This is a genomic window from Pseudomonas sp. MPB26 (genome assembly GCF_046605355.1).
GTDB lineage: Bacteria > Pseudomonadota > Gammaproteobacteria > Pseudomonadales > Pseudomonadaceae > Aquipseudomonas > Aquipseudomonas cedrina.
Genome location: NZ_CP176793.1, coordinates 4137785 through 4151427 on the forward strand (window position 1 = coordinate 4137785; position 13643 = coordinate 4151427).

Annotated in this window: 12 protein-coding genes; 10 read left to right on the plus strand and 2 right to left on the minus strand. The window is 64.7% G+C overall.

Features of this window, described 5'->3' with window-relative positions:
• Positions 1-70: 70 nt before the first annotated feature.
• Positions 71-784, minus strand: coding sequence for a cupin domain-containing protein (locus ACLH0H_RS19195; RefSeq protein ID WP_411379208.1), 714 nt, complete (start codon positions 782-784; stop codon positions 71-73).
• A gap of 22 nt (positions 785-806) precedes the next feature.
• On the minus strand, positions 807-1658 hold the full coding sequence (locus ACLH0H_RS19200) for a GNAT family N-acetyltransferase (protein WP_411379209.1): 852 nt from the start codon (positions 1656-1658) through the stop codon (positions 807-809).
• Positions 1659-2250: 592 nt separating this feature from the next.
• Here ACLH0H_RS19200 and ACLH0H_RS19205 point away from each other — a divergent pair.
• The 10 genes from ACLH0H_RS19205 to argE all read left to right on the plus strand — a co-directional run bounded on the left by ACLH0H_RS19205 (position 2251) and on the right by argE (position 13601).
• Positions 2251-2919 (plus strand): haloacid dehalogenase type II, encoded by a 669-nt coding sequence (locus ACLH0H_RS19205; RefSeq protein WP_411379210.1) that lies wholly within the window; start codon positions 2251-2253, stop codon positions 2917-2919.
• A gap of 22 nt (positions 2920-2941) precedes the next feature.
• Entirely contained in the window at positions 2942-4216 is a 1275-nt protein-coding gene (locus tag ACLH0H_RS19210; protein ID WP_411379211.1) for an NAD(P)/FAD-dependent oxidoreductase, read from the plus strand.
• A 94-nt stretch (positions 4217-4310) separates the two neighbouring features.
• Positions 4311-5948, plus strand: a complete 1638-nt coding sequence (locus tag ACLH0H_RS19215; protein ID WP_411379212.1) for an ABC transporter substrate-binding protein — start codon at positions 4311-4313, stop codon at positions 5946-5948.
• Between the two features lie 13 nt (positions 5949-5961).
• Positions 5962-6918, plus strand: a complete 957-nt coding sequence (locus tag ACLH0H_RS19220; RefSeq protein ID WP_076950953.1) for an ABC transporter permease — start codon at positions 5962-5964, stop codon at positions 6916-6918.
• Positions 6915-7790, plus strand: coding sequence for an ABC transporter permease (locus ACLH0H_RS19225; protein WP_411379213.1), 876 nt, complete (start codon positions 6915-6917; stop codon positions 7788-7790). Before ACLH0H_RS19220 ends, ACLH0H_RS19225 begins: the two co-directional genes overlap by 4 nt.
• A gap of 1 nt (position 7791) precedes the next feature.
• On the plus strand, positions 7792-9633 hold the full coding sequence (locus ACLH0H_RS19230) for an ABC transporter ATP-binding protein (RefSeq protein ID WP_411379214.1): 1842 nt from the start codon (positions 7792-7794) through the stop codon (positions 9631-9633).
• Positions 9630-9938, plus strand: coding sequence for a (2Fe-2S)-binding protein (locus tag ACLH0H_RS19235; RefSeq protein ID WP_076950950.1), 309 nt, complete (start codon positions 9630-9632; stop codon positions 9936-9938). Before ACLH0H_RS19230 ends, ACLH0H_RS19235 begins: the two co-directional genes overlap by 4 nt.
• On the plus strand, positions 9920-11296 hold the full coding sequence (locus ACLH0H_RS19240) for an FAD-dependent oxidoreductase (protein WP_411379215.1): 1377 nt from the start codon (positions 9920-9922) through the stop codon (positions 11294-11296). The genes ACLH0H_RS19235 and ACLH0H_RS19240 overlap by 19 nt, the downstream gene beginning before the upstream one ends.
• Positions 11293-12447 (plus strand): NAD(P)/FAD-dependent oxidoreductase, encoded by a 1155-nt coding sequence (locus ACLH0H_RS19245; protein WP_411379216.1) that lies wholly within the window; start codon positions 11293-11295, stop codon positions 12445-12447. The genes ACLH0H_RS19240 and ACLH0H_RS19245 overlap by 4 nt, the downstream gene beginning before the upstream one ends.
• Positions 12444-13601, plus strand: coding sequence for an acetylornithine deacetylase (gene argE, locus ACLH0H_RS19250; protein ID WP_411379217.1), 1158 nt, complete (start codon positions 12444-12446; stop codon positions 13599-13601). The genes ACLH0H_RS19245 and argE overlap by 4 nt, the downstream gene beginning before the upstream one ends.
• The last annotated feature ends 42 nt before the right edge of the window (positions 13602-13643 follow it).

The window sequence follows — 13643 nt, forward strand, 5'->3', positions numbered from 1 at the left end:
GGAATATTCTGCTGAATCCGGCTCGGTATGTGAGAGGCGTCGAAGGTGTGATCGGATCGCGCTGATCCGCTCACTTCACCGCATACACCTTGCGTACATAAACCGTGCTCTCCCAGGCGCACGGTGCGCCTTTGGCCACGAAAACCGTGTCGCCGGGGTTGACGGTCATGTCTCTACCCTGGTCATCCTGCAACGTGACGCTGCCTTCGAGCAGGTGCATCAGCTCATGCAGTTTGTGCGGGCGGCCGTGGCGGGTGTAGGGCGTTGAGTCCCAGATGCCGATGCGCAACTCGGTGGTCGCGTCGTCGAACAGGTTGAGCGCGCGGCACTGCGGCGTTGGGCCGATCAGGATCGCCGGTTCCGGGGCGGCCGAGGGGTTGAGCAGGGTGCAGGGGTCGAGAAAGGTCAGGCCGGGGCGGGCCGGAGCGTCGGCCAGGTTGAGGGCGCAGAACGCCCATTCACTGTGGTCGTTCGCCTGCACGGTAAGCTGGGTACCCCGGCCGATCACGGCGCTTGCGCCGACGCCCAGCTGCAACGTTTGTCCCGCGCTGCTGAGCACCACATGGCCGGCGTGCACCACTAATGTCTCGCTGTGGGGGAAGTCTTCAATCACGGTGTTACCGCTGAACCGCACCCTGCCCGCGGACACACCGTCATCGCCCAGCCAGGCGAGTTGGCGGCTGTCGCCGAACGGATCAAGCGCGCTCAGCGCTGCGTGGTTGAAGGACGTGGCAATGCGGCTGCCATCGGCGCGTGCCAACAGCAGGATCTGGGGTAATGACATGGGTAGTGCTCCGTGAGGGAAGTCAGCCGATCGCCTGGGTGATCAGGGCAAAAGGCTGCACGCCCTGGCTGGCCTGGGGCGGTGTACCGAGGGCCATCTGTGCGACGGTGTCGATGTTCTTCAAGCCGGCTTGCTCGAGCCAGTCGCTGAGGCCACACGCCACGGGGATGTCGATGCGTACGAAGGTGTCGGGGACCTGCGCCAGTAGCGCCGCGATCAGGTGTTTGGCCTGGTTGAGGTTCTCGGCCACCACCGGACCGATGCAGCGGCCACGGCCAAACGGGCGTAGCAGGGCGAAGCCGCGTAACTGGCCGTCGCGCTCGATGCCGACGGCGTGTTCGACCTGCAGGTCGCGCAGCACCTCACGGCGATCCAGGCCGCTGGCGGCTTTGGCCAGGGCCAGCAGCGTGGCGTGGTCATCAGCGCCCAGCGCACGGCAGCTTTCGCCGGGTGCCAAGGCCGCAAGGTCGGGCACCAGCGCCTGGCCTTGATGCTGCTGGACCCGGCCATACTCGACAAAGCCCTGGCTGGCATACAGCGGCGCGCCGGCGAGGGTGGCGTTGAGCAGGGGCGTGCGTGAATCGCAGGCGGCAAGGGCCTTTTCCATCAAACGACGACCGATGCCTTGGCCCTGGTAGTCGTTGCTGACGATCACCAGGCCGATGCTCGCGTAATCGCCCTGTGGGCAGGTGAAGGCGCTGCCGATCAGGCGATCGCCGTCCATCACCACGAAGCCGTCGCTGACCCGTTGCAACATCGCCCAGTCTTCCAGGCGATGGGGCCATTTGAGCTGCACCGACAAGGCATGGGCGGCGGGCAGGTCGGCCACTGTCATTGGACGGTAGGTATAAGCGGGGTGTGGCAGGGCGGACATGGCGAGCCTCCGTTTTGCGTGGTTTGTGTGTCGCTGGCTGCTTGTATCCCATCTGGTCTGAAGGCTGGCAAGAGGGGCGGGTACATTCGGTAGATTCCTCGGGCTGTGCGAGGCGCGGCCACAGTTGCTACTTAATTGGTGCGGGTGCGCAGCAGCAAATGCTTTGTAGTGAGCGGGCTCGCCCCGCGCTGGGTGGCGAAGCCGCCCTAATGCAGTCACCGCCGATTTACAGATAAAACCGAGTCGCCCGGTTTGGGGCGGCTTCGCCCCCCAGCGCGGGGCAAGCCCGCTCACTACAGGGCAGGTCGAGCAATCCGCCACACTTTCTGCCGCCCACACCCCCCATTCTTAAGCCTTTGCCACCGGAAAGCCCCTTAAAAGCGCACAAACAAAGGCCCTGCCCAAGCCTGGCGCGCACCGCAAAGTCTGCTGAGGCCGGCCACCAAAACGGTGGTTTGTATTGAGCGCAGGTCGTTTTAGACGGCATATGCTGATTTCACAGTGGTGTAATGAAGCTGTGCTGCAACGAGGCCGACGCGCCGCCAGGGCAGCGAACGCTTGCCACACTCAACTGACTTCAGGACCGCACTCAATGAGCTTTCTTCGTCCCAAATTCATTACGTTCGACTGCTACGGTACGCTGACCAACTTCCACATGGGCACCATGACCCGCGAGCTGTTCGCCGACCGCGTCACGCCCGAGCAGATGGACCAGTTCGTCAAGGACTTCTCGGCCTACCGCCTCGACCAGGTCATGGGCGACTGGCGCCCCTACGACGAGATTCTCAAGACCGCACTGGCGCGTACCTGCAAGCGCTGGGGTATCGACTATCGCGAAGAAGGCCAGTTGTATTACGACGCCGTGCCGACCTGGGGCCCCCATGCGGATGTGCCGGCCGGTCTGTCGAAGATTGCCGACAAGATCCCGCTGGTGATTTTCTCCAACGCCAGCGACAGCCAGATCATGTCCAACGTCGCCAAGCTTGGCGCGCCGTTCCATAAGGTGTTTACCGCTGAACAGGCACAGGCCTACAAGCCGCGCCTGGCAGCGTTCGAGTTCATGCTCGACAACCTCGGCTGCGGACCGGACGACATCTTGCATGTGTCTTCCAGCTTCCGTTACGACCTGATGCCGGCCCACGACATGAAAATCAAGAACAAGGCTTTCGTTGCCCGTGGCCACGAAGTACCGGGCAATGCGTTCTACGGTTACCAGCAGATCACCGATATCGGTGGCTTGCCGGCGTTGGTCGGTCTGTAAACGCGCACCTCGAGGGCACGACATGGGCAGTGAATCCTATTGGCTCGACACCGCACCGGCGTTTACCGGTACCCAACCGGGTGGCTTGCCCGGGCAGGTCGACGTGGCTGTCGTCGGCGCTGGATTCACCGGCCTGGCGGCGGCGCGGGCATTGGCGCTCAAGGGCGCCAGCGTGGTAGTGCTGGACGCCGGGCGGGTGATCGGTGAGGCCTCGGGGCGCAACGGTGGGCAGTGCAACACCGGGGTGGCCCAAGATTATGCCGGGCTGCATGCCAGCCTCGGTGCGGCCAAGGCACGCGCCTATTACCAGGCCTATGAAAGTGCGGTGCACAGCGTGGTTTCGTTGGTCGAGCAGGAAGCGATCGCCTGCGACCTGGTACGCAACGGCAAGCTGAAGCTGGCGGCCAAGCCGATGCATTACGAAGGGCTGGCCCGTACCTGCGAGTTGATCCGCCGGGAGGTGGATGCCGATGTCGAGTTGCTGAGCGCCGAGCAGGCCCGTGCCGAAGTCAATTCGGCGCAGTTCCACGGCGGCTTGTTGCAGCGCAACGGCGTGCAGATGCACGTCGGCCGCTTTGGCGTCGGCCTGGCAGAAGCGGCGGCGCGACGCGGCGCGATGATCTACGAGCACATCGCGGTCAAGGATTGGAAGCCCCAGGCCGGCGGCTACCAGGTCAACACCGCCAAGGGCTCGCTGCATGCCGGGCAAGTGCTGCTGGCGACGGGCGCTTGCCAGCACGGCGACCTGGGCTGGTACCGCCGACGGATCGTGCCGGTGGGCAGTTTTGTCATCGCCACCGAAGTCTTGCCCCAAGCGCTGATCGATCAACTGCTGCCCCAACACCGGGCTTATGTGACCAGCCGCATGATCGGCAACTACTTTCGCCTGACCCCGGACAACCGCCTGCTGTTTGGCGGGCGTGCGCGGTTTGCCATGTCCGACAGCGTCTCCGACGCCAAGAGCGGCAAGGTGCTGCAGGCCGCGATGTTGAACATGTTCCCGCAATTGGCCGGCGTGAAGATCGACTACTGCTGGGGCGGGCTGGTGGACATGACGTCCGACCGCCTGCCCCGCGCCGGCCAGCATGGCGGCGTGTTCCATTCCATGGGCTACAGCGGCCACGGCGTGCAGATGTCGGTGCACATGGGCCAGGTGATGGCCGAGGTCATGGCCGGCAACACGGCGGCCAACCCGTGGGGCGAACTGGACTGGCCGGCGATCCCAGGGCATTTCGGCAAGCCGTGGTTCCTGCCCTTTGTGGGGGCCTATTACCGCTTCCAGGACTATGTGCACTGAGTCGCCGTTGTTGCGTCACCGTCGTTTGTGTTTCCAGGACGCTACGGACATCCGTAGCACTCGATTCTTCCGATTATCGACAGGTAGCCTTGATATGACTGACAACAAAAACACCCCCGAGCTTATCTCCGGCCAGGACAGCCTGCGGGTATTCGAAAGCCTCAACCGTGGCATGTCGCGCCGCAACGCCCTGCAGATGCTCGGCGTGGCGGGTGTCGCCGCGGCTGGCGCAGGCAGCCTGTTCGGCGCCGCCGGCAAGTTGTTCGCAGATGAAGCAACGCAGGCAAGCAAGGGCAAGCCAGGCGGCAAGATCCGCGTCGCCGGCATGTCCAGTTCCACCGCCGATACCCTCGACCCGGCCAAGGGCGCACTGTCCACCGACTACGTGCGCCACTTCATGTTCTACAACGGCTTGACCCGTTTCGATAAGCATTTGGTGCCGCAACTGCAACTGGCCGAGCGCATCGACAACACCGACGCCACGCTGTGGACCATCACCCTGCGCAAGGACGTGACCTTCCACAACGGCAAGAGCCTCACCGCAGCCGACGTGGTGTTCTCCCTCAGCCGTCACAAGGACCCGCTCACCGGCTCCAAAGTCATGCCGCTGATGGAGCAGTTCGCCGAGATCAAGGCCAGCGGCCCGAACGAAGTGCAGATCCGCCTCAGCGCGCCCAACGCCGAGCTGCCGTCGATCCTCGCCGTGTCGCACCTGTTGATCGTGCCCGAAGGCACCACCGACTTCAGCAAAGGCATCGGCACCGGGCCGTTCACGGTCGGCGAATTCAAGCCGGGTGTGCGCTCGATTGCGGTGCGCAACAAGAATTACTGGAAACCGGGCCTGCCGTACCTCGACGAAATCGAATTCATTGCCATCGGCGACGAGCCGTCGCGGGTCAATGCGCTGTTGTCCGGCGACGTGCACATGATCAACGAGGTCAACCCGCGCTCCACCACGCGCATTGCCGCCAGTGCCAAACACCGCGTCGTCGATGCGCCGTCGGGCAACTACACTGACTTGATCATCCGCCAGGACCAGTTGCCCGGCAAAAGCCCTGAATTCACCCAGGCCATGAAGCTGCTGCTGGACCGTGAACAGGTGAAGTCCGCGGTGTTCCGCGGCTTTGCCGTGGTCGGCAACGACCATCCGATCGCGCCGGGTTCGCGCTACTTCAACACCGATCTGCCGCAGACGGTCTACGACCCGGAAAAAGCCAGGTTCCTGTTGAAGAAGGCCGGCATGGAAAAAATCACCATGCCCGTCATGGCGTCGCCTGCCGCCACCGGCTCGGTAGACATCGCCGTGCTGTTGCAGCAATCGGCCAAACAGGCCGGGCTCACCCTGAACGTGAACCGCTTGCCCAGTGACGGCTACTGGTCCAACCACTGGATGAAGCACCCGTTGAGCTTCGGCAACATCAACCCACGGCCGAACGCCGACGTGATGTTCTCGCAGTTCTTCCAGTCCAAGGCGCCGTGGAACGAGTCCGGCTGGCAGAACGAGCAGTTCGACCAACTGCTGATGCTGGCCCGTGGCGAAACCGACGATGCCAAGCGCGCCAGGATGTACGGCGACATGCAGGCCCTGGTGCACGACCACTGCGGTATCGGCGTGCCGGTGTTCATCAGCAACATCGACGGCGTCGACCAGCGCATCAAAGGCTATGACGCCAACCCGCTGGGCGGCTTCATGGGCTACATGTTCGCCGAGCAGGTGTGGCTGGACGCGTGAGGAGGGCAGTGCGATGAATAGCAATACCCTGTGGTTGATCGGCCGGCGCTTCGGCGCCGGGGTCGTGACCCTGTTGATCGTGTCCATGGTCGTGTTTGCGATCACGGCCGTACTGCCGGGGGACGCGGCGCAACAATCCCTCGGCCAGTTCGCAACCCCTGAACAGGTGGCGGCACTGCGCCTGAAACTGGGGTTGGACCAGCCCGGTGTGTTGCGCTACCTGCACTGGTTGATGAGCCTGCTCACCGGCGACATGGGCGTGTCAGTGTCCAACGCGATGCCGGTGGGTGAGTTGATGGCGGGGCGGGTGCCCAACACGCTGATGCTGGCAGGCGCAACGGCACTGGTGTCGGTGCCGGTGGCGCTGGTGCTCGGCATCGGCTCGGCGATGGGCCGCGGCGGGCGTATCGACAGCTGCCTGAGCTTCGTGACCCTGGCGATGGTGGCGGTGCCGGAGTTCCTGGTGGCCACCCTGGCGGTGCTGATCTTCGCGGTCAACCTCGGTTGGCTGTCGGCGCTGTCTTACGCCAGCGACATCACCTCGCCGCTGCAATTCATGCGCACCTATGCCTTGCCGGTGATGACCCTGTGTTGCGTGATCGTGGCACAGATGGCGCGCATGACCCGCGCCGCCGTGATCGACCAGCTCGACAGCCCCTACGTGGAAATGGCCCGGCTCAAGGGCGTCAGCCCGATACGCATCGTGTTGCGTCATGCCTTGCCCAACGCGATCGGGCCGATTGCCAACGCCATTGCCCTGAGCCTGTCGTACCTGCTGGGGGGTGTGGTTATCGTCGAAACCATCTTCAACTATCCGGGCATCGCCAGTTTGATGGTCGATGCCGTGACCAACCGTGACATGGCGCTGGTGCAAGCCTGCACCATGTTGTTCTGCGCGGCCTACCTGGCCTTGGTGCTGCTCGCCGACCTGTGCGCAATCCTGTCCAACCCGAGGCTGAGAAACCAATGAACACGCTCATTGCGAAGTCAAAGCCTGTCTCGTCGGCCCTGGCACTCGCCAAGGTTTCCAGCGGCCCGTCGTGGCTTGGGCTGCTGGGCGCCGTGGTGTGCGTGACCTGGTTACTGGTGGCGCTGTTCGGCCCCTGGCTGGCGCCGCACCCGGTGGGTGAGGTTGTGTCCGACAACATTTTCGAAGGCTTCAGCCTTGCCCATCCGTTCGGCACCGATTACCTGGGCCGCGACATGCTCAGCCGCGTGCTCGTGGGCGCGCGCTTCACAGTCGGCCTGGCGCTGATCGCGGCATTGTTGGCCAGTGCCCTGGGCACCGGTTGTGCGCTGTTGTCGGTGGTCTCGCCCAAGTGGCTGGACGAAATCATCAGCCGCATCATGGATGCCTTCATCTCGATCCCGAGCAAAATGCTCGCGCTGATCATGGTCTCGGCCTTTGGCTCGTCCGTCACGCTGCTGATCTGTACCGCCGTCATCAGTTACATCCCCGGTTCGTTCCGCGTGGCCCGCAGCATGGCCGTCAACATCGAGGCCCTGGAATACGTGCAGGTGGCGCGCACCCGGGGTGAACGGCGCCTGTATGTGGCGTGCATGGAGATCCTGCCGAATATGCTCAACCCGGTCTTGACCGACCTGGGCCTGCGTTTTGGCTACATCGTGCTGTTGCTCAGCGGCATGAGCTTTCTCGGCCTCGGCGTGCAACCACCGGACGCTGACCTTGGCTCGCTGGTGCGCGAAAACATCGGCGGGCTGAACCAGGGCGCGCTGGCGATCATCCTTCCGGCGCTGGCCATCGGCACGCTGACCATCGGTGTGAATCTGTTGATCGACTACCTGTCGTCCCGACGTAGTCGCCGCACGGGAGGCCATTGAAATGACCGAATTGATTCGTGTCGAAGACCTGCGCGTGGTCGCGTGTGGCGAACGCGGCGACGTGGAAATCGTCAAGGGCGTGAGTTTTTCCCTGGAAAAAGGTGAAGTGCTGGCGCTGATCGGCGAGTCCGGCTCGGGCAAGACCACCATCGCCCTGGCGTTGCTGGGCTATGCCCGGCGGGGCTGTCGCTTGTCCGGCGGGGTGGTGCAGGTCGGCGAACACGATATGCTCGTCCTCAGCGAAAAACAGCTACAAGGCCTGCGCGGCAACCGCGTGTCCTATATCGCGCAAAGCGCCGCGGCGGCATTCAACCCGGCCAAGAGGCTGATCGACCAGGTGGTGGAGGGCGCATTGATTCACGGCCTGGGCACCCGCGCCGAGCTGCACGCCAAGGCGATCGGGCTGTTTCGCGACCTGGCCCTGCCAGACCCCGAACGCATCGCTCGACGCTATCCGCACCAGGTTTCCGGCGGGCAACTGCAACGGGTGATGGCGGCAATGGCGCTGATCAGCGATCCGTTGCTGGTGGTGCTCGACGAGCCTACCACCGCGCTCGACGTGACCACCCAGATCGACGTGCTGCGCGCTTTCAAGCGTGTGGTACGTGAGCGTGGCGCGACGGCGGTGTACGTGTCCCACGACCTGGCGGTCGTCGCGCAAATGGCCGACCAGATCGTGGTGCTCAATGGCGGGCAGATCCTTGAGCAAAGCGCCACGGCGCCGCTGCTCCAGGCCCCAGCCCACGAATACACGCGCAGCCTGCTCGCCGCCGCACGCCCGGACACCACCCTTCGCCCGCCATGCGGCATCGCCCAGGACGTACCGTTGCTGACCATCAGCGGCCTTACCGCCGGTTACGGCAACAAGAACATGCACGGCATGCCGTCGATTCGGGTGCTGGAAGACATCGACCTGACCGTGAGACGCGGCCAGGCCATCGGTGTGATCGGTGAGTCGGGTTCGGGTAAATCCACTCTGGCCCGCGTGGTTGCAGGGTTGTTGACGCCGGCCCTGGGTGGCTTGACCTTCGACGGCCAACCCTTGGGCGGCAGCCTCGCAGAGCGTACGCCGGAACAGTTCCGGCGGATCCAGATGGTGTTCCAGAACGCCGACACCGCGCTCAACCCCATGCACAGCGTGGCGAGCATCATCAGCCGGCCGCTGAAAATGTACTTCGGCCTCAAAGGCGCGGCGCTGCAATCGCGCATCGGCGAACTGCTCGACCTGGTGCGCCTGCCCCGCGAGCTCGCCGAACGCCGCCCCAACGAACTGTCCGGCGGGCAGAAGCAGCGGGTCAACCTGGCCCGCGCATTGGCGGCCAAACCGGATTTGATCCTGTGCGACGAAGTCACCTCGGCCCTGGATACGGTGGTCGGCGCCGCGATCCTTGAACTGCTGCGCGACCTGCGCCAGCAACTCGGCGTGTCGTATCTGTTCATCAGCCATGACATCTCCACCGTGCGCGCGCTGTGCGATGACATTGTGGTGATGTACAGCGGCCACAAAGTGCAGGCCGGCAGCCGCCAGTCGTTTGCCGAGGCGCCGTTCCATCCGTATACCGACTTGCTGATCCACTCGGTGCCCGAATTGCGCCAGGGTTGGCTGGAGCACTGCGGCGCCACCAGCGGCGCGCTGCCGCCGGTAGGCGAGCGCGCCAACGTGCAGGAACTGTGCACCTTTCTCGATCGCTGCCCGGTGCGCGTCGATGGCCTGTGCAACCGCACTGCGCCGAAACGTCGCGCCCTGGACAACGGCGGTGAAATTCTTTGCCACCACGACAGCGCCCGGTTGCGCGACACGCAGCAGGGCGCCACCACCATCAACTTGGGAGCGTATGCATGAACGGGCGTTTTGTGAGGCTGGCCGAACAGGGCCGGCCGGCGGTCAGCCTGACAGTGGATGGCGCGCCCATCCAGGCCTTGCAGGGCGACACGCTGATGGTCGCGCTGCTGACTCACGGCACTGCGCTGCGCCAATCCGAATTCGACAGCGGGCGCCGCGCCGGCTTCTGCCTGATGGGCGCCTGCCAGGACTGCTGGGTGTGGACCCGCGCCGGCGAACGCCTGCGCGCCTGTTCCAATGAAGTCCGTGACGGGCTGGACATTGTCACCACACAACCGGAGGCAACATGGCCACTGCACGGGTAGTCATAGTCGGGGCCGGACCGGCCGGCGTGCGTTGCGCCGAAACCTTGCTGGCGGCCGGCATCAAACCGATCCTGATCGATGAAAATCGCCGCGACGGCGGGCAGATCTACCGTCGCCAGCCAGAAGGGTTCACCCGCGACTACGCCACGCTGTACGGCAGCGAAGCCGCCAAGGCCGACGACCTGCACCAGAGTTTCGATCGTCTGCGCGAGGCCATCGACTACCGCCCCGATACCCTGGTGTGGAACCTCACGCCGGGGCAGTTGTGCTGCGTGAGCCAGGGCCGTCATCGCACGGTGGATTACGACGCGTTGATCCTCTGCACCGGCGCCACCGATCGCTTGATGCCCCTCGAGGGCTGGCACCTGGCGGGTACCTACAGCCTGGGCGGCGCGCAGATCGCCTTGAAAAACCAGGCCGTGTCCATCGGCCATCGGGTGGTGTTCATGGGCAGCGGGCCCTTGCTGTATCTGGTTGCCAGCCAATATGTCAAAGCCGGTGCCGAGGTGGCGGCGGTGCTCGATACATCGCCCCTGAGCCTGCGGTTGAAGGCCTTGCCCAAATTGCTGGCGCGTCCGGGCGTGCTGTTCACCGGGATCAAGCTGCTGGCGCAGCTGTACCGCGCCAAGGTGGCGGTGCACCTGGGGATCAAGCCGCTGCAAATACTCGGCGATGCAAGCCAGGGTGTAATGGGCGTGCGCTTCACCACCGGCAGCGGCCGGACCGCGACGGTGCAGGCCGATGCCGTCGCGCTGGGCTATCACCTGCGGCCCGAGACCCAGTTGGGCGACCTGGCCGGTTGCGCCATGGCGTTTGATCAGGCGTCGAGCCAGTGGTGGCTGGCGACCGACGACGCCGGCCGCACCTCGGTGAAGGGCGTCTATGCAGCCGGCGACGGTGCGAAAATCCGTGGCGCCGACGCCGCCGAGCACGCCGGGCGCCTGGTGGCGTTGGCGTTGCTCGAGGACCTGCAGCAACCGGTGAACAGCGCTTTGCGTGAGGGGCAACAGCAAGCCTTGGCGGTGATGGATCAATTTCGCCTTGGCCTGGCCCAGGCGTTCCCGTGGCCGAGCGAGCAGGCCAAGGCGCTGCCCGACAGCGCCATCGTGTGCCGCTGCGAAATGATCAGTGCCGGTGAACTGCGCCGCACCGTGAACGAGAAGGGCGCCTGTGAAGTCAACCGCGCCAAGGCGTTCAGCCGCGTGGGTATGGGCCGTTGCCAGGGGCGCTATTGCGCCCAGGCCGGTGCCGAAGTGATTGCCGCCGCCGCCGGTGTGCAAGTGCAGGAAGTCGGGCGCCAGCGTGGCCAGGCGCCGGTCAAGCCGTTGTCGATGCTGATCGAGGAGGTCGCGCCATGAGTGTGCAAAAAGCCGATGTGGTGATTGTCGGCGGAGGCCTGATGGGCTCGGCGGCCGCGTTCTTCCTGCGCCGGCGCGGGCAGTCGGTGATCCTGCTGGAGCGTGACCAGATCGGTCAGTACGCCAGCGGCGTCAACTTCGGCAACGTGCGGCGGCAAGGGCGCTTCCTCGGCCAACTGGCCCTGGCCAACCGTTCATGGGCACTGTGGAAGCGCCTGCCGGAACTGATCGACGATGACCTTGAATTCATCCCCAGCGGGCACATGCGCGTGTGTTACCGCGAAGACGAAATCGCCGAGCTGGAGGCCTATGCCGCCGCACCGGAAGCGGCGCAACTGGACTTGCAGATCTATCGCGGCGCTGAGCTGCGCCAGCGTTTCGGCTTTCTGGGCCCCGACGTCAAAGGCGGCTCCTACGCGCCCCACGACGGCCATGCCAACCCGCGCCTGGCGGCGCCTGCGTTTGCCCGCGCCGCCACGCGTCTGGGCGCACGGATTGAAGAGCGCACCGAGGTCGCCGACGTGCAGAAGGTCGGCGGCGATTTCCACGTCACCACCACCGACGGCCGCCAGTTCCACGGCGCGCAACTGTTGATCACCGCCGGCGCCTGGGGCCAGAAACTCTCGGCGCAGTTTGGCGAACCGGTGCCACTGGATACCCATGGCCCGCAAATGGCAGTTACCGAGCCGGTGCCCTACGCCTTGCCGACGGTGATCGGTGTGTACACCAAAATCCCCGAAGAGGTGATCTACTTCCGCCAGATCCCGCGCGGCAATATCGTCATCGGCGGCGGTTACCGCAGCAAGCCGGACATGCTCAACCGCCGCGCCTATGTGGAGCCGCGCAGCATCCTCAATCAGGTAAGTCAGATGCGTCGCCTGCTGCCGGGCGTGGGTAACCTGAACATTATCCGTGTGTGGAGCGGCATCGAAGGCTACCTGCCGGACTCGCTGCCGGTGATGGGCCCCAGTGGCACCGTCGACGGGCTCTTCTATGCCTTCGGTTTTTGCGGCCACGGCTTCCAGCTCGGCCCTGGCGTGGGGGATGTGATGGCCGAGCTGCTCAGCACTGGCAGCACCAGCACCCCGATCGCGCCGTTCTCAATCACCCGGTTCGCATTACCTGCCGAACAACGGAGCCAGGCCTCATGAAACCCCGCGTCCTCGAGATTCTCAAACGGCTGATGGCCTTTGACACGGTGTCGTCCGAATCGAACCTGGCCCTGATCGACTACGTGCGCGAGCTGCTGCTGACTAAGGGCATCGAGTCGTTGATCGTCAAGGACCAGAGCGGCAGTAAGGCCAACCTGTTCGCCAGCACCGGGCCCAAGGATCAACCCGGGGTGTTGCTGTCCGGGCACACTGACGTAGTGCCGGCGGCGGGGCAGGCGTGGACCTTTCCCGCCTTCGCCGCCACCGTGCAGGACGGGCGCATCTACGGGCGCGGCAGTTGCGACATGAAGGGCTTTATCGCCCTGGCCATCGACGCCATGCTCGAGGCTGCCGACCAGACCCTGAACCGCCCGCTGCAACTGGCCCTGTCCCATGACGAGGAGATCGGTTGCGTCGGCGTACGGCGCTTGCTCGACGTGCTGCACCTGGCGCCGGTGCGGCCGTTTTTGTGCGTGATCGGTGAACCGACCAACATGCAGTTTGTGCTGGGCCACAAGGGCAAGGCCTCCTACCGCACGCTCTGCCGTGGCCAGGAGGCGCATTCGTCGTTGGCCCCGCGCTCGGTCAACGCCATCCATGTGGCCTGTGACTTCATCGCCGCCCTGCGTGAAAGCCAGCGGCAACTGCAAACCCACGGCGCCCAGGACACCGACTACGACGTGCCCTACAGCACCGTGCATGTCGGGCAGATTGTCGGCGGCAAGGCGCTGAACATCGTGCCTAACCTGTGCAGTCTGGATTTCGAGGTACGCAACTTGCCGGCCGACGACCTGGATCAGTTCTTGGAGCAGATGCGCGAGCGTGCCGAAGTGATCGTGCGCGAGGCGCAAAAACTTTCCAGCGTCGCGGCCATCGAGATCGAAACCGTCAACGTCTACCCCGGTCTCGACACCCACCCCAGCGTCGAGGCGGTACGCTTTCTCAGGCAATTCGCCGCGCCGGGTACCGGCACTGCCAAGGTCTCGTTCGGCACCGAAGGCGGCCTGTTCAAGCAGCGCCTGGATGTGCCGGTGGTGGTCTGCGGTCCAGGTTCCATCGAGCAGGCGCACAAGCCCGACGAGTTTATCGAGATCAGCCAGATGGACGCCGGCGAGCGCTTCCTGCAAGGCTTGCTCGGTTCGCTGACGGCCTAGCAGAGCCTGCCGTGCGGCGCGCAATTTCAGCATGGCACGCTG